This is a genomic window from Actinosynnema sp. NPDC020468 (assembly GCF_040642015.1).
Lineage (GTDB): Bacteria > Actinomycetota > Actinomycetes > Mycobacteriales > Pseudonocardiaceae > Actinosynnema.
Genome location: NZ_JBFAEO010000001.1, coordinates 25,893 through 43,431 on the forward strand (window position 1 = coordinate 25,893; position 17,539 = coordinate 43,431).

Consider the following 17,539-nt stretch of genomic DNA (forward strand, 5'->3'; position numbering starts at 1 on the left):
ACGGAGAACCGAACGGGGAACCCTCGGCGGCCTCCGTAGAGTTGGACGGAAAGTACGAACGCCACCACCCGCGATCCAGGAGCGTGCCCCGTGGCCACACGGCCCCCGGTCGGACTGCCGAGGCTGTCCCGTCGAAGCCGGATTCTGCTCATCGTCGGTGCGGTGCTCCTGGTCGGGTTGATCACCGGTTCCAGGCTGCTCGGCACCTACGTCAACTGGCTGTGGTTCGGAGAGGTCGGCTTCCGCAGTGTCTACGGCACGGTGCTGGCGACCCAGGTCGGGTTGTTCCTCGCCGTCGGCCTGCTCGTCGGCGGCCTCGTCGCGATCAACCTGATCATCGCCTTCCGCACCCGTCCCGTGTTCGTCCCCGTGTCCGGACCGGACGATCCGATCGCGCGCTACCGCTCGGTCGTGACCCGCCGGATGCGGTTGTTCGGCATCGGTCTGCCGGTCCTCGTCGGCCTCGTCGCGGGCGCGTCGGCGCAGGGCGCCTGGCAGCAGTTCCAGCTGTTCCTCAACGCCGTCGACTTCGGCGTGACGGACGCGCAGTTCCAGCACGACATCGGGTTCTACGCCTTCCAGCTGCCGTTCTACGAGTGGCTGCTCGGCTGGCTGTTCGTGGCGGTGGCGGTGTCGTTCGTCGGCGCGGTGGTGGCGCACTACCTGTTCGGCGGGATCCGGCTCGCGGGTCGCGGCGGGCAGCTGTCCGGTCCGGCGCGGATGCACCTGTCGATCGTGGCGGGCCTGTTCGTGCTGCTCAAGGCGGTGGCGTACTTCTTCGACCGGTACCAGCTGCTGTTCGCCGAGCACGAGAAGTTCGGCGGCGCGAGCTACACCGACATCAACGCGGTGCTGCCGGCCAAGCTGATCCTGCTGTTCATCGCGGTGTTCTGCGCGGTCGCGTTCTTCACCGGCGCGGTGCTGCGCAACCTGCAACTGCCCGCGATCGCGACCGTGCTGCTGGTGCTGTCGAGCATCCTCGTCGGCGCCGCGTGGCCCGCCGTGCTGGAGCAGTTCTCGGTCCGCCCCAACGCGATCGACAAGGAAGCCACGTCGATCAGCCGCAACATCCAGGCGACCCGGGAGGCGTTCGGCGTCACCGACGAGCAGGTCGAGACCAAGCCGTACGAGGGCAAGCAGAACGTCTCGATCGACGAGCTGAAGAAGGACCAGGCGACCCTGGGCAACATCCGGCTGCTCGACCCGGCCGTGGTGTCCAAGACGTTCACCCAGTTCCAGCAGCTGCGGCCGTTCTACTCGTTCCCGGAGAAGCTCGACGTCGACCGGTACAAAGTGGACAACGAGCTCCAGGACTACATCGTCGCGGTCCGCGAGCTGAACTCCGACGGCATCCCGCAGGGCCAGCGCGACTGGATCAACCAGCACCTCATCTACACCCACGGCAACGGCATGGTCTTCGCCGAGGCCAGCAAGGTGAACTCGCCCGCGGACACCGGCGGCAACGGCGGCTACCCGGTGTTCCAGGCGGCCGAGGTCGACCAGGACGGCAACGTCAAGGAAGGCCCGTTCGGGGTCAAGCAGCCGCGCACGTACTTCGGCGAGGACGGCACCGCCTCGGACTACGCGATCGTCGGCGGCCGGGACGCGGGCTCGCCCGGCGAGTACGACACCGACCGGTCGTCGTTCACCTACGACGGCAAGGGCGGCGTCCGGATCGGCGGCCTGTTCAACCGGCTGGTGTTCGCGGCGTCCTACGGCGAGCGCAACATCCTGTTCAACTCGGCCATCGGCGACGACTCGCGGATCATCTTCAACCGGCACCCGCGCGACCGGGTGCAGGCCGTGGCGCCGTGGCTGACCGTGGACGGCGACCCGTACCCGGCGGTGGTCGACGGTCGCATCACCTGGATCGTGGACGGCTACACGACGCTGGACGACTACCCGTACGCGCGCAAGACGGCGCTGGGCGAGGCGACCAACGACTCCCTGCCGGGCGTGGCGCAGCAGCCGAACCGGGAGATCAGCTACATCCGCAATTCCGTCAAGGCCACTGTGGACGCCTACGACGGCACGGTGACGCTGTACGCGATGGACGAGAAGGACCCCGTGCTGAAGGCGTGGATGGGCGTCTTCCCCGGCACGGTCAAGCCCGCGTCCGACATGTCCGCGTCGCTCAAGGAGCACCTGAGGTACCCGGAGGACCTGTTCAAGGTGCAGCGGGAGATCCTGTCCCGCTACCACGTGGACGAGCCGCGGGACTTCTTCTCGGGCGTCTCGTTCTGGGACGTGCCGTCGGACCCGACGGTGGACAACCCGACGACCGTCGAGCAGGCGCAGCAGAGCAACCAGCAGAACCGGGACCAGCAACCGCCGTACTACGTGCTGGCGGGCGACCCGACCGGCGACGTGAACAAGGTGAGCTTCCAGCTGACCAGCTCGCTGGTCCGGCAGAACCGCGAGTTCATGGCGTCGTACGTGACGGTGCGGTCCGACCCGGACAACTACGGCAAGATCAGCGTGCTGACGCTGAACAACGAGGCCAAGGGTCCGCAGCAGATCCAGACCCAGTTCCTGACCTCGGCGACGGTGTCCTCGGAGCTGAACCTGCTGACCCAGCAGAAGACGAAGGTCCTCTACGGCAACCTGCTGACGCTGCCGATCGGCGGCGGGCTGCTCTACGTGGAACCGGTCTACCTGGAACGGGCCTCGCAGAACACGTCGTTCCCGCAGCTGTCCAAGGTGCTCGTGAGCTTCGGCGACAAGGTCGGGTACGCGCCGACGCTGAGCCAGGCGCTCGAGCAGGTGCTGACCGGGGCGGCGTCCCAGGTGCCCGACCCGACGGGGCAGACCCCGCCGACGTCGACCTCCCAGCCGCCGTCCACGTCGACCACCCCGACGACGCCCAACGGGACCGGCGGCGGTGACCTCCAGCAGGCCGTGAAGGACATCCAGAGCGCGCTGGCGGCCGTGAAGGCGGCCCAGGGTAGTGGGGACTTCGAGGCGCTGGGCAAGGCGTACAAGCAGCTGGACGAGGCGTCCAAGCGGTTCGAGCAGGCGAGCACGGCGACCACCCAGCCGCCGGCCTCCTCGGTCGCGCCGTCGCCCACTCCGACGAACTGACCCCCTGAGGTGCGAAATCGGGTGGCCTGGCTCACGTCCGGGCCACCCGATTTGCATATCCCGGCAACCCAGGCGTAAGGTTCCTATTAACGCCAACGCGGGGTGGAGCAGCTCGGTAGCTCGCTGGGCTCATAACCCAGAGGTCGCAGGTTCAAATCCTGTCCCCGCTACAAAGTGGGAAAGCCTTGTCAGCAGAGAACGCTGACAGGGCTTTTTCGCATTTTACACCGGGGGTGCGACCCCCGGACCCCGCGCAGGCGGGGCTTCGCCCCCCTGCACCCCCGGGTTTGGTCGCCATCTCGAGTCGGGTGAGTCGGGAAGGGCTTGAGTCGGGTGAGTCGGGCGGAGTGGGTGTGTGTGGTGGGGAGAGGTTGGCGGGACGTGGGTGATCGGGATTTTGGGTGGGCGGGTATTCGTGGCTGGTCAGAGGGTTTTGGGTACCCCGGTGAAAGTGGGTTTTCGGGGGGTGTAGAGTTCTACTCAGCAGCGCGGGGTGGAGCAGCTCGGTAGCTCGCTGGGCTCATAACCCAGAGGTCGCAGGTTCAAATCCTGTCCCCGCTACTACAGTGAAGGCCCCCGTCGGGTTACCGGCGGGGGCCTTCACTGCTGTTCGGCTCAGGTCATGTTCTCCGCCCAGTACGTGGCGCAGGTCAGCGAACACACGCGGCCCTCGCCCATGACGGTGCGGGAGCGGCGGATCGGCTTGCCGCACACCATGCACTCGTCCTTGGCCCCGGTCTGGCCGGACCCGCCGGCCCACGCACGGGCGTTGCGCACGACCTTGGTCTCCATCCACTTCATGCCCACAGCCCACCTCCGTGATTCCAGCCGTACACCCGTCGTAATGGTCCCACCACCGGGCGTGTGTGCCAGAGGTCGGCCGGGACATCACCGGGTTGCGCTACCGGCGTCCCGAGGAGCAAGACCAACAGCGCGCGCGGTCACCACCGAAGCGGCCGTACGGGTGACACCCGAAGTCGAATCCCTTGTCCGGCAAGCATTTTCCACTTCGGGTGGACAACGGCGGTCAAGCGGCCGAAAGCGTGGAGCTGATCGGCGGGTGGTGACGGAGCGGATTTTCCCGTTGCTCCGCTTGGCCCAACGGCGCTAGCCCGTGATCAGCCACTGTGGACAGAACGGCTGACCATTGTGGACAGCTGCACCCGGAAGTGGCACCGTTGACAGCGTGTCGGACCTCAATGCGACGGCAGCGGCCCTGTTGGGTCTGCTGCACGACGGACCCAAGACCGGTGGCCAACTGGTGGCTGAGGCAGGCGAGCGCTTCGGAGCGTTCTTCAGCGTCACGCGCAGCCAGGTCTACCGCGAGCTGCCCGCCCTGGCGGACGCAGGCCTGCTGCGCCTCGGCAAGCAGGGACCCCGCTCCAGTCAGCAGTACGTGCTGACCGCGGCCGGTAAGAAGGCCTTCAAGAACTGGCTGCTCTCCGAGCCGGGACCGGACCACCTCCGGAGCCCGCTCATCCTGCGGCTGGTGCACGCGGGCTCGTTGACCGCCAAGCAGCGGCAGGGGCTCGTGGACGCCGCCAAGGCGGGCTACGGCGCCGAGCAGGAGGCCGCCAAGACCGCCGTGAAGACGGCGGAGGACGCCTACTCGAAGGCGGTGGCCGAGTTCGGCCTCGCCCACGCGAAGGCCGTTCTCAAGCTGCTCGACGCGATCCCGCTCGGCTGAAGCGCGCGCACCGGTCGCACTCGGCGACCGGTGCCGGCGTAATCTTCGGTCGTGAACCCGGACGTCGAAGCAGACCTCAAGGACCTCTCCGCCACCCTCGCGAGCATCGAGGCGGTGATGGACCTCGACTCTCTGCGCGCCCAGGTCGCGGAGCTGGAGGAGCACGCCGCGCGACCCGACCTCTGGGACGACCAGGAGCAGGCGCAGCGGGTGACGAGCCAGCTCTCCCACAAGCAGGGCGAGCTGCGCCGCGTGGTCGGCCTGCGCGACCGCCTGGACGACCTCGGCGTGCTCTACGAGCTCGGTGAGGACGAGGGCGACGAGGGCAGCCTCGCCGAGGCGGACACCGAGCACGCCAAGCTCAAGGGCGAGATCGCCGCCCTCGAGGTCCGCACGCTGCTGTCCGGCGAGTACGACGAGCGCAACGCGCTGGTGACGGTGCGCGCCGAGGCCGGTGGCGTGGACGCGGCCGACTTCGCCGAGATGCTGCTCCGGATGTACTCCCGCTGGGCCGAACGCCACGGCTACGGCGTCGACGTGTTCGACACGTCCTACGCCGAAGAGGCCGGCATCAAGTCCGCCACCTTCCGGGTGACCGCCCCGTACGCCTACGGCACGCTCAGCGTCGAGCAGGGCACCCACCGGCTGGTGCGCATCTCGCCGTTCGACAACCAGGGCCGCCGGCAGACGTCGTTCGCGGGCGTCGAGGTCGTGCCGGTGGTCGAGCAGACCGACCACGTCGACATCGACGAGAAGGACCTGCGCGTCGACGTGTACCGCTCGTCCGGTCCGGGTGGTCAGGGCGTGAACACGACCGACTCGGCCGTCCGCCTCACGCACATCCCGACCGGCATCGTGGTGTCCTGCCAGAACGAGCGGTCGCAGTTGCAGAACAAGGCGACCGCGATGGCCGTGCTCCAGGCCAAGCTGCTCGAGCGGCAGCGCCAGGAGGAGCAGGCCAAGATGGACGCGCTCAAGGACTCCGGGTCCAGCTGGGGCAACCAGATGCGCTCCTACGTGCTGCACCCGTACCAGATGGTCAAGGACCTGCGCACCGAGCACGAGGTGGGCAACCCGTCCGCCGTGCTCGACGGCGAGATCGACGACTTCCTCGAGGCCGGCATCCGCTGGCGCAAGCAGCAGCAGGCGTCCTGATCGGTCAAGCCTCCGCCGCGGCCGGACAAGCCGGGTGAGACGGAGGCTTTACCCAGGCCACGAGTAGACTCGCCCCTCGTGATTCGCCTCGAACACGTGTCCAAGGTCTACAAGACCTCCACGCGCCCCGCCCTCGACAACGTCTCGGTCGAGATGGACAAGGGTGAGTTCGTGTTCCTCATCGGACCTTCGGGGTCCGGCAAGTCGACTTTCCTGCGCCTCCTGCTCCGCGAAGAGGTGCCCAGCAAGGGCCGCGTGTACGTGTCCAACTTCGACGTGGCCAAGATGTCGCGGCGCAGGGTCCCCCGCCTGCGCCAGTCCATCGGCTGCGTCTTCCAGGACTTCCGCCTGCTGAGCAACAAGACGGTGGCGGAGAACGTCGCGTTCGCGCTTGAGGTGATCGGCAAGCCGCGCAACACCATCGTCAAGGTGGTGCCCGAGGTGCTCCAGCTGGTCGGCCTCGACGGCAAGGCGGACCGCATGCCGCACGAGCTGTCGGGCGGCGAGCAGCAGCGGGTGGCGATCGCCCGCGCGTTCGTCAACCGGCCGCTGGTGCTGCTCGCCGACGAGCCGACCGGCAACCTGGACCCCGACACGAGCCAGGACATCATGCTGCTGCTGGAGCGGATCAACCGCACCGGTACGACGGTAGTGATGGCCACCCACGACCACTCCATCGTCGACTCGATGCGCCGGCGGGTGGTCGAACTCGACCACGGCCGGATCATCCGGGACGACGCGCGGGGCGTCTACGGCGTGGGCCGCTGAGACGCCCGCACACATCCCCCGAAACTGAGGAACTCCTTCCCCGATGCGCACCAGCTTCGTGTTCAGCGAGGTCGTGACCGGCCTTCGCCGGAACGTCACGATGACCATCGCGATGATCCTCACGACGGCGATCTCGCTCTTCCTGCTCGGTCTCGGCCTGCTCGTCGTCCGGATGGTCGACAAGATGCAGGACAACTACCAGGGCAAGCTCGAGGTCGCGGTCCTGCTGACCAACGACGTCAGCGCGAACGACAAGGACTGCGCCCAGCAGCCGTGCGCCGGTCTCCGCAACGCCCTGGAGACCACGTCCGGGGTCAAGTCCGTCGTCTACGAGAACCGCGAGAAGGGCTACGAGCGGTTCAAGCAGATCTTCGAGGCGCAGCCGGAGCTGGTGAAGCTCGCGCGCCCCGAGGCCATCCCGGCGACCTTCCGGGTGAGCCTGGAGAACCCCGAACGCGCGAGCGTGATCGTGGACCAGTTCAGCGGCAAGGCGGGCGTGAAGGCGGTGAACGACCAGGGCGAGTTCCTGTCCCGGCTGTTCGACGTCCTCAACGGTGCCCGTGACGGCGCGCTGGGACTGGCCGCGCTCCAGGCGTTCGCCGCGCTGCTGCTGATCTCCAACACCATCCAGGTCTCCGCGTTCACCCGGCGCACCGAGGTCGGCATCATGCGCCTGGTGGGCGCGACGCGGTGGTACACGCAGCTGCCGTTCCTCATCGAGGCGGTGGTGGCGGGCATCGTCGGCTCGATCCTGGGCGTCGGCTTCCTGATGCTGTTCAAGGCCACCGCGCTGGACCGGGTGTTCGGCGACCTGTTCACGTCCGGGATCCTGCCGCGCGTCGGCATGCTGGACATCCTGGTCATCTCGCCGGTCCTGGTGGGCGTCGCGATGGCGATCTCGGCGTTGACCGGGTACGTCACGCTGCGTCTCTACGTGCGCCTTTAACGACTGGCGTGCTCACGTAAGGTTGCTGACATGGTCAAGGAGCGCGGTCAGAAGGTGATCGCGTCGAACCGCAAGGCTCGGCACGACTACACCATCATCGACACCTACGAGGCGGGTGTCGTGCTCGTCGGCACCGAGGTGAAGAGCCTGCGGATGGGACGGGCGTCCCTTGTGGACGCCTTCGCCCAGGTCGACGACGGCGAGATCTGGCTGCACGCGCTGCACATCCCGGAGTACGTGGCCGGCACCTGGACCAACCACGAGGTGCGGCGCAAGCGGAAGCTGTTGCTGCACCGCAACGAGATCGAGCGGCTGATCGGCAAGACCAAGGAGTCCGGTCTGTCGCTGATCCCGCTGTCGATGTACTTCAAGGACGGCTACGTCAAGGTCGAACTGGCGCTGGCGAAGGGCAAGAAGGCCTACGACAAGCGCCAGGACCTGGCCAAGCGCGACGCGCAGCGCGAGATCTCCAAGGCGCACGGTCGTGCGCTCAAGGGGCGCTACAGCTAGGGGGAAGGCCCCCTCCCGACGAGGGGGCCTCGCCTCACCCGAGGTTCAGGTAGGCCAGCACGGCGCGGACCCGGCGGTGCTCGTTCGTGCTGGGTTCCAGGCCGAGCTTCGCGAAGATGTTGCCGACGTGCTTCTCCACCGCGCCGTCCGAGACGACGAGCGCCGCCGCGACGGCCGCGTTCGACAGGCCCTGCGCCATCAGGCCCAGCACCTCGCGCTCGCGCTGGGTCAGCGAGTCCACCGGGTTGCGCCTGCTGCGGACCATCAGCTGCGTGATGACCTCGTGGTCGATGCTCGTGCCGCCGTCGGCGACCCGGCGCACCGCGGCCACGAACTCCGACACGTCCGCCACGCGTTCCTTCAGCAGGTAGCCGACGCCGTTCGCGCCGCCCGCCAGCAGCTCCACCGCGTAGCGCTCCTCCACGTACTGGGACAGCACGAGCACGGGGAGGTTGGGGACGCGCTTGCGGGCCTCGATCGCGGCCCGCAAACCCTCGTCGGTGAACGTCGGGGGCATCCGCACGTCCACCAGGGCGAGATCCGGGCGGTGTTCCTCGACCGCCCGGAGCAGCGCCTCCCCGTCCTCCACCGCCGCCACGGTCTCGATCCCCTCGTCGGCGAGCAGGCGTTGCACGCCCATCCGCAGCAGGACCGAGTCCTCGGCTATGACCACGCGCACGGCAGCTCCGTTCGGATGACGGTCGGCCCCCCTACGGGGCTCACCACGACGACCACGCCGTCAATGGTCGCAGCCCGGTCCGCCAGTCCCGCGAGCCCACCGCCCGGGCGCACCTCCGCGCCGCCGTGCCCGTTGTCGGTGACCTCCACGACCACCGAGTGGTCCGTCCGCGTCACCTTCACCTCGGCCCGGGTGGCGCCCGAGTGCTTGGCGATGTTGGTGAGCGACTCGGCCACCGTGAAGTACGCGGCGCTCTCCACGGCCGTCGGCGGCCGCGGTTCGACGTCCACCGTCACGTCCACCGGGATCGGGCACCGGGCGGCCAGCGACGACAGCGCCGGGTCCAGACCGCGGTCGCCGAGCACCGACGGGTAGATGCCGCGCGCCAGGTCGCGCAGTTCGGAGATGGCGAGCTTGGCGTCCGCGTGCGCCTCGGCGATCAGCGCCGCGGCGGCCTCGGGGTCGTTGTCCAGCTTGCCGCGCGCCCGACCGAGACCCATGGCCACCGCCACGAGCCGCTGCTGCGCGCCGTCGTGCAGGTCCCGCTCGATCCGCCGCCGTTCCGCCTCGGCCGCCTCGACACCCCGCGCCCGGCTCGCGGACAGCCGCCGCGTCTCGGCCGACAGCGATTCCGTGCGGGACGGACCGAGCATCGCCTGGACGAGTGCCGCGTGCGCCTTGCCGAGGCCCTTGACCAGCGGCATCACCAGCAGGCCGAGCAGGATGCCGATCACCGACACCGGGATCGCCTTGGCGAACGAGTCGACCAGCCACACCGTCGAGCCGATCGAGACCTCGAACGTCTGGGGCAGCCACTGCTGGTAGACCGGCAGGAACACCAGCGCCAGGACGGCCGGCCACAGCGCCACGACCAGCGCGAACTCCACGGCGCCCAGCGGGAGCATGATCATCCAGTAGAGGAAGTCCCGCCAGCTCGCCGGGTCGGTCACCAACCACTTGCCCCGCTCGAACAGCGAACCGCCCGGGTTCGGCCGGTACGGGCTGCGCACCTCCACCCCCAGCGCGACCTTCACCCACGACCGCTCGACGGTCGACGCGACCCGCGCGAGCAGCAGGGTCAGGACGAGGAGCGGGAAGCCCGCCCACACCACCAGCAGGCCCAGGCTCGTCGCGAACAGCGGCACCAGCAAGCTGAACCAGAACACGCCCGTGACCAGGTTGACCAGGAAGTACCCGCTGGTCCGCGCGATGTCCGGGTTGGCCCGTGCCGTCATGATCCCCACCTTCCACACCCTTGATGTACCGCATCCCAGCATCACGCCTCGCGGCGCCGGGAACCATCAGGTCGGCCGGCCTGCCGGGGGTGGGGACAGCCCTACCCCGTATTGGGAGGGAGGGTGTCGGGTCGGCAGGTTATGATGGGTGGCGCAAGCACCACGACCAGGGGGTGAACGGTTTCGACTTTGTGCGTCGATTCAAGGGAAGCGTGCCGGTGCAGGCGAGAGACCACCGCAAGCGTCATCGCAAACCAATAAGCGCCGAGTCCAACGACCAGCGCGCGTTCGCCCTCGCTGCCTAAGCGAGTGTGACGCTGTCAGCCCGGGGGCGCCTCCGCCCCGGATCCTGGCATCAGCTAGGAGGCTCACCTCCGTTCCCGGTCACGGGGAACGGCAGGGAAACCCACAGTGACTGGGCCCGTCACGGTGACTTGTCCGCGTGATCACCGGGGTCGAGTAGAGGCGTAGTGGACTGCGCACGGAGAAGCCTTGATGAGCCGGCAGAGGACCCGGGTTCGATTCCCGGCACCTCCATTCCACCGAAGTGAGCCGGTCCGCGGAGAACGCGGACCGGCTCACTTTCTTTTGCGGCGCGGGTGTCAGCGGCGGGCCGGCGGAGTCGTCAAGGGGTCTTCCGGCCAGCGGTGTTTGGGGTAGCGGCCGCGCAGTTCGGATCTGACCTGCGGGTAGGTCGTCCTCCAGAACGAGTTCAGGTCGCCGGTGACGGCGGTGGGGCGGCCCGCGGGGGTCAGCAGGTGGAGCACCACGGGGATTCGGCCGCCGGCGATGTGCGGGGTTTCCGTCCAGCCGAAGACCTCCTGGACCTTGACCGGGAGCGTCGGTTGGTCGGTCGAGTAGTCGAGGGCGATCCGGGAGCCCGAGGGGACCTGGAGGCGGTCCGGGGCCAGGGTGTCGAACGCCGTCGCGGCGGGCCACGGGAGGGCTTTGGCCAGGGTGTCGGCGGCGTTCAGCTTGGCCAGGTCGGCTTTGCGGCGGGCTTTTCCCGGTTCCACGAAGCGGCGCAGGGATTCGTCGTCCACCGCGGGCCACGGGTCGCCCAGGACCCGGTGGAGGAACGCCAGGCGTTGCCGGGTCCTGGTGGCGTCCTTCGTCCAGTGGAGCAGGGCCAGGCCTTCCTGGCGGAGGCCTTCGAGCAGGGCCTGGCGGGTGGCCTCCGGCGAGTTGAGCGGGGTCGTGGTCAGGGTGATGGCGCCGAGTTTCGTGACCCGGTTCGCCACCACGTCGCCGTTCCAGCCGATCTCGTCCTCGGTGGCGAGCAGGGTGGGCGCGGCCTTGCGGGCCAACGGCTCGTCGGCCCGGGCGGCCAGCCGGACGCGGGCGTTGGTGCGGCCCGGCTCGCGGTCGGCCACCGCGATGGCGAGCCACTCCGCGTCGGCCAGGCTGCTGCCGGGTGGGAGTTCGGCGGCCGTGCCGCCTGCCATCAGGTAGACCGGGGAACCGGGCGCGCGGCGCCTGGCCAGGCGTTCCGGGTGGGCCAGCGCGACGACGAGGGCCGGGTCCGGCGCGGCGGGCGCGCCGTCCACCAGGGACATCAGCCGGCGGACCTCCCTCGGCGGCGCGTCCCGGGTGGCCAGTTCGACGGCCGGGTGGGAGCGGTCGTCGTCCAGGATCGCGACCACCTCGGCGGCGGTGCGCGGGCCGGTCAGGCGGGCGCCGTCGAGGAGGGCGCGGGCGAGTCTGGGGTGCAGGCCGAGGTCGGCCATCTTCCGGCCGCGCGGGGTGACGCCCGTGCCGTCGACCGCGCCCAGGGTCGAAAGCACCGTGTGCGCGACGTCCATCGCGCCCTGCGGCGGGGCGTCCCACCAGGTCAGGCCGGCGCCGCCGGGTGTGCCCCAGCACGCGAGCTCCAGCGCGAGCCGGGTCAGGTCGGCGGTGCGGATCTCCGGTTCCGGGTAGCGGGGCAACGTGCTGTGCTCGTGCTCCGGCCAGCAGCGGTACACCCGGCCGGGCGCCTCGCGGCCCGCCCGGCCCGCGCGCTGGTCGGCCACCGCGGCGCTGACCCGGACCGTGGCCAGGCCGGAGAGGCCCCGGCGGTGGTCCACCCGCGGCACCCGCGACCAGCCGGAGTCGACCACGGCGCGCACGCCCGGCACGGTCAGGCTGGACTCGGCGATCGCCGTGGCCAGCACCACCCGGCGGTGCGCGCGCGGGCGCAGCGCCTCGTCCTGGGCCTCGCCGGACAACCGGCCGTGCAGCGGCACGACGTGCAGGTCCGACAGCAGGCTCGTCACCCGGCGGATCTCGGCCGCGCCCGGCAGGAACACCAGCACGTCGCCGTCGCCCTCGGCCAGCGCGCGGCGCACGGCTCTCGCCACGGTCGCCTCGCCGCGTTCGGCCCGGGCCGGCGGGAGGTACGCGGTCTCGACCGGGAACGTGCGCGCGGCCACCGTGAGCACCGGCGCCGCCAGGATCGCGGCCAGCCGTTCCGCGGCGACCGTGGCCGAGGTCGCGAGCAGGTTCAGGTCCGGGCGCAGGCCGGCCTTCGCGTCCAGCAGCAACGTCAGCAGCAGGTCCGCGTCCAGGTGGCGCTCGTGGCACTCGTCGAGCAGCACCGTGTCGACGCCGGCCAGCTCCGGGTCGTGCTGGAGCCTGCGGACGAGCAACCCGGACGTGACGACCTCGATCCGGGTGGTCTTCGACACCTTCCGGTCGCCGCGCACCGAGTAGCCGACCGTGCGGCCGACCGGTTCGCCGAGCAGGCTCGCCATCCGCGCGGCCGCGGCGCGGGCGGCCAGCCGGCGGGGTTCGGCGACCACCACGCGACCCGGGAGGGCGAGCGGGACCAGGGTGGTCTTGCCCGTGCCCGGCGGCGCGACGAGCACCAGCGAGCCGGCGCGCGCCAGGGTCGCGGTGATCTCCGGCAGCGCGGGGCGGATGGGGAGGTCGGGCGGTTCCACGGTGAGCCAGTGTGCCGGCGCGTGCGAGGCTTGCCGGGTGGTTGATCCTCTTCGCGATCCCGACGACCCCGAGCTGCTCGACCCGTACCGGGCGCGCGAGCTGGCCTCGCTGGTCGAGGCGGCCCGGCTGGCGTCGGGCTCGGTGCGCTACGGCAAGGTCGGCCGGGTCGGGTGCGCGCAGGTCGTCTTCAACCGGGACGACCCGCTGCCGACCGGCAACCACGCGTGCGCGCTGTACGGGTCCTCGGCCGAGGTCGCGGGCACGCTGCTGAGGTTGGAGCAGACGTTCGCCGACGTCGGGCGGGCCGAGGCCGTGGTCTACGCGTCGCCGACGACGGTGGCCGAGATCGAGGGCATCGCGGACGACGCCGGGTGGTACGCGGTGGAGGAGTCGCTGGCCGTGGTGCACCGGGGTCCGCTCGCACCGGCGCGCACCGCGCGGGCGGCCGTCGACGCCGACCTGGAGGGCATCGCCACGCTGATCGCCGACGAGCTGGGCATGTCCGGCCACACCCGGCTGATGCGGCACCTGGGTCAGCGGCTGGACGACCCGCGGTGCGTGTTCCGGGTGGTGGACGACGGCGACCGGATCGGCGGGGTGGCGGCCGGGTTCGGCGAACGCGGTGTCGGGCTCGTGGAGCACGTCGTGGTGCGGCCGGCCCGCCGGCGGCGCGGCATCGGGTCGGAGTTGGTGGGCGCGGTGGTGGGCGCGCTGCGGTCGGCGGGTGCGCTGCTGGTGGCGGCGCACGTGGCCGAGGGCGGCGCGGGGGAGCGGTTCGCCGAGGTCTGCGGGTTCTCCGTCGGCTATCCCGTAACCGCCTATGCACGCAGAGTTGACGAGCTCTTGGATTGAGTATTTAGTTGCCTTTTGGCATATCCTTAGCACAGCTAACAGAGATCGGGAGGCGCTGTGCCGGGGAACGACGTCGTGGTCAAGCCCCGGCTGCCGAGCGAGGTGTGGGTCCTCGTCGTCGCGAGCTTCATCATCGCGATCGGCTTCGGCATCGTCGCGCCGGTGCTCCCGGCCTACGCCAAGACCTTCGACGTCGGCACCACCGCCGTGTCCGCGATCGTGAGCACGTTCGCGCTGGTCAGGCTCCTGTTCGCGCCGGTGAGCGGCCGGCTCGTGAGCCGGTTCGGCGAACCGCGCACCTACGTCGTCGGCATCCTGATCGTGGCCGCGGGCACCGCCGCGTGCGGGTTCGCCACCGCGTACTGGCAGCTGCTGGTGTTCCGGTCGTTCGCCGGTGTCGGGTCGACCATGTTCACCGTCGCGGCCGTCGGGCTGCTGATCCGGATCACCCCGGCGCCGATGCGCGGCCGGGCCTCGGGGCTGTGGGCGACCGGGTTCCTGCTGGGCAACATCGGTGGGCCCATCGTCGGCGCGGCGCTGGTCGAGGTGTCCGTGCGACTGCCGTTCATCGCCTACGCGGTCGCCCTGGTGATCGCCGCGCTGGTCGTGTGGTGGTTCCTGCGCCGCTCCACGCTCGTGTCGCTGGACCGGGGCGTCGAGACCGAGTCGCTGACCGTGGGCCAGGCGTTCTCCTCACCCGCCTACCGGGCCGCGTTGGCCTCCGGGTTCGCCAACGGGTGGGCCGTGTTCGGGGTGCGGATCTCGCTGGTGCCGCTGTTCGTGGTCGAGGCGCTCCACGGCAGTCCCGCGCTGGCCGGAGTGTCGCTGTCGGTGTTCGCGCTGGGCAACGCGTCGGTGCTGATGGTGTCCGGCCGGCTGTCGGACACGCTCGGCAGGCGGCCGATGGCGATGGCCGGACTGCTCGTGTCGGCCGTCGGCACGATCTGGCTCGGCTTCTCGACCGGCGTGCCGTGGTTCCTGGTGGCCTCCGCCCTCGCCGGCGTGGGCGCCGGGCTGCTCAACCCGCCGCAGAACGCCGTGGTGGCCGACGTGATCGGGGCCAAGGCCAAGGGCGGGCCGGTGCTGGCGGCGTTCCAGATGGTCACCGACTGCGGCGCGATCATCGGCCCGCTGCTGGCCGGCGTGCTGGTCGACCACTTCTCCTACCCCGTCGCGTTCACCCTCACGGGCGCCATCATGCTGGTGGCCCTGGTGTTCTGGGTGGTGGCGCCGGAAACCCTGCCGCGCACCGGTGACGAGCACGTCGGAGAGGTCGTGGCGGGCGAGTCCGGCCGGCTGGACGAAGGTCCCGAGCTGCCGCTCGGGGAGCGCGTCGCGGGACGGCCGCGTCAGCCGGGCGTGTGATCACTCAGGTTCCGCTCAGCATCGCTCGGTACCCTGCGGGGGTTTCTTCAGAAGGGAAGCTGACGTGGGTGGGGCGGAGCGGAACGCTCGGAAGAAGAAGCAGGAACAGCTCGCGGCGGCGAAGGCGGTGACGTCCGCCCGCGGCGGGAGCGACCGGAACAAGGTGCTCATCGGCATCGCCGCCGTGGTGGTGCTCGCGCTCGTCGTGGTCGGCGGGGTGATCTGGTCGAAGTCCGGTTCGGACGAGGCGCTGTCGCCGCCCTCCGGCATCACCTCGATCTCCGTCCCGATCAAGCGGGACAACGCGGTGGTGGTCGTCGGCAAGGACGACGCCAAGGCGACGATCGACGTGTACGAGGACTTCATCTGCCCGGCGTGCGGCTCGTTCGAGGCCGCGTACAAGGAGCAGATCAAGAAGGAGATCGAGGGCGGCTCGCTGCGCGTGCGCTACCACCCGCTGCCGTTCCTGGTGAAGTTCTCCGACCCGCCCGGCTACTCGGCCAACGCGGCCAACGCGGCGCTGTGCGCGACGGACGAGGGCAAGTTCTGGGAGTACCACGAGACGCTGTTCGCCAAGCAGCCCAAGGAGAACAGCGCCGGGTACACGAAGGACGAACTCGTGAAGCTCGGCACCGACCTCGGCATCACCGGCGAGACGTTCAAGACGTGCGTGCAGTCCGGGACGTACGACTCGGCGGCGCAGTCCGAGATGGACGCGGTGCGCGGCAAGGACTTCTTCCAGGGCACGCCGGCCGTGGTGTCCGGCACGCAGACCCTGACGTGGAACGACCCCGACTGGTTGACCAACCTGGTCAAGTGAGGTCGATCGGCGGCTCGCCACCGGTCCACCGGGCGAGCCGCCGGGCCTTGCCGGTCTCGGCGCGCGGCACGCGTCCGGGCGGCAGCACGTGCACCACCGCGGTGATGCCGAGGCGTTCGCGCAACGCGGTCGTGAGCCGTGCCGCGAGGTCCGGGTGCCCGTCGCCCTCCACGGCCACCCGGAGTTCCGGTCGTGCCGGGTCGCGGCGGTCCTCGATGACCAGGTAGTGCGGCGCGACCCGGTCGTCGGCCAGCACCACGGCCTCGATCTCGGTCGGGAACACGTTGACGCCGCGGACGACGAGCATGTCGTCCTTGCGGCCCTTGAGCTTGGACATCCGGCGCAGCGTGCGCGGGCTGCCCGCGACCGGCGGGTGCAGCGACGCGATGTCGCCGGTGCGGTAGCGCAGCAGCGGCATGCCGGTCTTGGTGAGCGTGGTGAACGTCAACTCGCCCGGGGTCCCGTCGGGCACCGGCGTGCCGGCGTCGTCCAGCGCCTCCACGTAGAAGTGGTCCTCGGCGACGTTGAGCAGGCCCTCGGAGTCGAGCGACTCGCAGGCCACGCCCGGTCCGATGACCTCGCTGAGGCCGTAGATGTCGAGGGCGACGAGGTTCAGCCTGTCCTCGATCTGGCGGCGCATCCCGTCGGTCCACGGCTCGGCGCCGAACACGCCGGTGGTGAACGTCGGCTCGACGCCCGCCCGGTGCAGCGCCTCGGCGAGGTGCAGGGCGTAGCTGGGCGTGCAGCAGAGCACGTCGGGCTCGAGGTCCGCGACGAGCCGCACCTGGCGCTCGGTCATGCCACCGGACAGGGGGAGCACGGTCGCCCCGAGCCGCATCCCGCCGTGGTGCACGCCGAGACCGCCGGTGAACAACCCGTAGCCGTACGCGTTGTGGATGAGGCTGTGCCTGGTGGCGCCCGCGCCGCCGAGGGCGCGTGCCATGACCGACGCCCAGACGTCCACGTCGTGCGCCGTGTAGGGCACCAGCGTGGGCCTGCCCCCGGTGCCGCTGGACCCGTGCACGCAGACGATGTCGTCACTGGCGCGAAACCCGAACGGGTAGGCGTCCCAGAGGTCCTGCTTGGACACGGTGGGCAACGCGGCCAGCCCGTCGAGCGTGACCCGTTCCGCGTCGACCCCCTCCAACCGTCGCCCCTGAATCCCCCCGACCCGCTGGAGCAACCCCACAAGCCCCCGCAACCGCCGTTCCTGCTCGTGCCGCCGGATCCCGACGTCACCACCCTCGGCGTGCGGCTCGACCAACCCCGGGACACCCATGCACCCTGGTCTAGCAGCCCGGATGCCGAAGGGGTACCCCCCGATTTTTCTTCGGGTGGGGCGGTGATGTACGGTATTGCCACACGAGAACGGCGGGTAACCACCGGGGAACGTGGCGGGCAAGGGGCTGTGGCGCAGCTGGTAGCGCATCACACTGGCAGTGTGAGGGTCAGGGGTTCGAGTCCCCTCAGCTCCACAATCGAATACGGCAACATGAATCGCCCGCTCGACCTGCTCAGC

The 17,539-nt window shown here is 70.2% G+C and carries 14 protein-coding genes, 3 tRNA genes and 1 other RNA gene; 13 read left to right on the top strand and 5 right to left on the bottom strand.

Annotated features, from left to right (window positions below; genetic code table 11):
* The first annotated feature begins 90 nt into the window (after positions 1 to 90).
* The 3 genes from AB0G50_RS00150 to AB0G50_RS00160 all read left to right on the top strand — a co-directional run bounded on the left by AB0G50_RS00150 (position 91) and on the right by AB0G50_RS00160 (position 3,642).
* A complete protein-coding gene (locus AB0G50_RS00150; protein ID WP_360100119.1) occupies positions 91 to 3,081 on the top strand; it encodes a UPF0182 family protein in 2,991 nt (996 codons plus the stop codon).
* Positions 3,082 to 3,177: 96 nt separating this feature from the next.
* A tRNA-Met gene (locus AB0G50_RS00155) sits at positions 3,178 to 3,251 on the top strand.
* A gap of 317 nt (positions 3,252 to 3,568) precedes the next feature.
* Positions 3,569 to 3,642, top strand: a tRNA-Met gene (locus AB0G50_RS00160).
* A 54-nt stretch (positions 3,643 to 3,696) separates the two neighbouring features.
* Here the strand turns inward: AB0G50_RS00160 and AB0G50_RS00165 are convergent.
* Positions 3,697 to 3,882 carry a hypothetical protein gene (locus AB0G50_RS00165; protein ID WP_360100122.1) on the bottom strand — a complete coding sequence of 62 codons (186 nt, stop codon included), beginning with the start codon at positions 3,880 to 3,882 and terminating at the stop codon, positions 3,697 to 3,699.
* A 385-nt stretch (positions 3,883 to 4,267) separates the two neighbouring features.
* Between AB0G50_RS00165 and AB0G50_RS00170 the strand changes: the two genes are divergently transcribed.
* The 5 genes from AB0G50_RS00170 (at position 4,268) to smpB (ending at position 8,147) form a co-directional block, all read left to right on the top strand.
* Positions 4,268 to 4,768, top strand: a complete 501-nt coding sequence (locus tag AB0G50_RS00170; protein ID WP_360100125.1) for a helix-turn-helix transcriptional regulator — start codon at positions 4,268 to 4,270, stop codon at positions 4,766 to 4,768.
* 51 nt (positions 4,769 to 4,819) lie between these two features.
* Entirely contained in the window at positions 4,820 to 5,923 is a 1,104-nt protein-coding gene (prfB, locus tag AB0G50_RS00175) for a peptide chain release factor 2 (protein WP_360100128.1), read from the top strand.
* Positions 5,924 to 6,001: 78 nt separating this feature from the next.
* A complete protein-coding gene (ftsE, locus tag AB0G50_RS00180) occupies positions 6,002 to 6,691 on the top strand; it encodes a cell division ATP-binding protein FtsE (protein ID WP_360100131.1) in 690 nt (229 codons plus the stop codon).
* A 43-nt stretch (positions 6,692 to 6,734) separates the two neighbouring features.
* Positions 6,735 to 7,637, top strand: a complete 903-nt coding sequence (gene ftsX / locus AB0G50_RS00185; RefSeq protein ID WP_360100134.1) for a permease-like cell division protein FtsX — start codon at positions 6,735 to 6,737, stop codon at positions 7,635 to 7,637.
* A 30-nt stretch (positions 7,638 to 7,667) separates the two neighbouring features.
* On the top strand, positions 7,668 to 8,147 hold the full coding sequence (gene smpB / locus AB0G50_RS00190; protein WP_360100137.1) for an SsrA-binding protein SmpB: 480 nt from the start codon (positions 7,668 to 7,670) through the stop codon (positions 8,145 to 8,147).
* Between the two features lie 34 nt (positions 8,148 to 8,181).
* On the opposite strand, the gene AB0G50_RS00195 is transcribed toward smpB, so the two are convergent.
* Together AB0G50_RS00195 and AB0G50_RS00200 are read right to left on the bottom strand one after the other, a co-directional pair.
* Entirely contained in the window at positions 8,182 to 8,826 is a 645-nt protein-coding gene (locus AB0G50_RS00195) for a response regulator transcription factor (RefSeq protein WP_360100140.1), read from the bottom strand.
* Positions 8,811 to 10,061 (bottom strand): sensor domain-containing protein, encoded by a 1,251-nt coding sequence (locus AB0G50_RS00200; RefSeq protein ID WP_360100143.1) that lies wholly within the window; start codon positions 10,059 to 10,061, stop codon positions 8,811 to 8,813. The genes AB0G50_RS00195 and AB0G50_RS00200 overlap by 16 nt, the downstream gene beginning before the upstream one ends.
* Before the next feature lie 169 nt (positions 10,062 to 10,230).
* On the opposite strand from AB0G50_RS00200, the gene ssrA reads away from it, so the two are divergent.
* Positions 10,231 to 10,601, top strand: a transfer-messenger RNA (tmRNA) gene (gene ssrA / locus AB0G50_RS00205).
* Positions 10,602 to 10,663: 62 nt separating this feature from the next.
* On the opposite strand, the gene hrpB is transcribed toward ssrA, so the two are convergent.
* Complete coding sequence (gene hrpB, locus AB0G50_RS00210) at positions 10,664 to 12,982, bottom strand: ATP-dependent helicase HrpB (RefSeq protein WP_360100146.1); 2,319 nt, start codon at positions 12,980 to 12,982, stop codon at positions 10,664 to 10,666.
* A 37-nt stretch (positions 12,983 to 13,019) separates the two neighbouring features.
* On the opposite strand from hrpB, the gene AB0G50_RS00215 reads away from it, so the two are divergent.
* The 3 genes from AB0G50_RS00215 to AB0G50_RS00225 all read left to right on the top strand — a co-directional run bounded on the left by AB0G50_RS00215 (position 13,020) and on the right by AB0G50_RS00225 (position 16,020).
* Complete coding sequence (locus AB0G50_RS00215) at positions 13,020 to 13,835, top strand: GNAT family N-acetyltransferase (RefSeq protein WP_360100149.1); 816 nt, start codon at positions 13,020 to 13,022, stop codon at positions 13,833 to 13,835.
* 57 nt (positions 13,836 to 13,892) lie between these two features.
* On the top strand, positions 13,893 to 15,200 hold the full coding sequence (locus AB0G50_RS00220) for an MFS transporter (RefSeq protein ID WP_360100152.1): 1,308 nt from the start codon (positions 13,893 to 13,895) through the stop codon (positions 15,198 to 15,200).
* Positions 15,201 to 15,264: 64 nt separating this feature from the next.
* Positions 15,265 to 16,020, top strand: coding sequence for a DsbA family protein (locus AB0G50_RS00225; protein ID WP_360100155.1), 756 nt, complete (start codon positions 15,265 to 15,267; stop codon positions 16,018 to 16,020).
* Here the strand turns inward: AB0G50_RS00225 and AB0G50_RS00230 are convergent.
* Positions 16,013 to 17,299: an AMP-binding protein gene (locus tag AB0G50_RS00230; protein ID WP_360100158.1), complete on the bottom strand. Its 1,287-nt coding sequence runs from the start codon at positions 17,297 to 17,299 to the stop codon at positions 16,013 to 16,015. The two genes, AB0G50_RS00225 and AB0G50_RS00230, sit on opposite strands and share 8 nt — an antisense overlap.
* Positions 17,300 to 17,422: 123 nt before the next feature.
* On the opposite strand from AB0G50_RS00230, the gene AB0G50_RS00235 reads away from it, so the two are divergent.
* Positions 17,423 to 17,495: transfer RNA gene (locus AB0G50_RS00235), tRNA-Ala, on the top strand.
* The last annotated feature ends 44 nt before the right edge of the window (positions 17,496 to 17,539 follow it).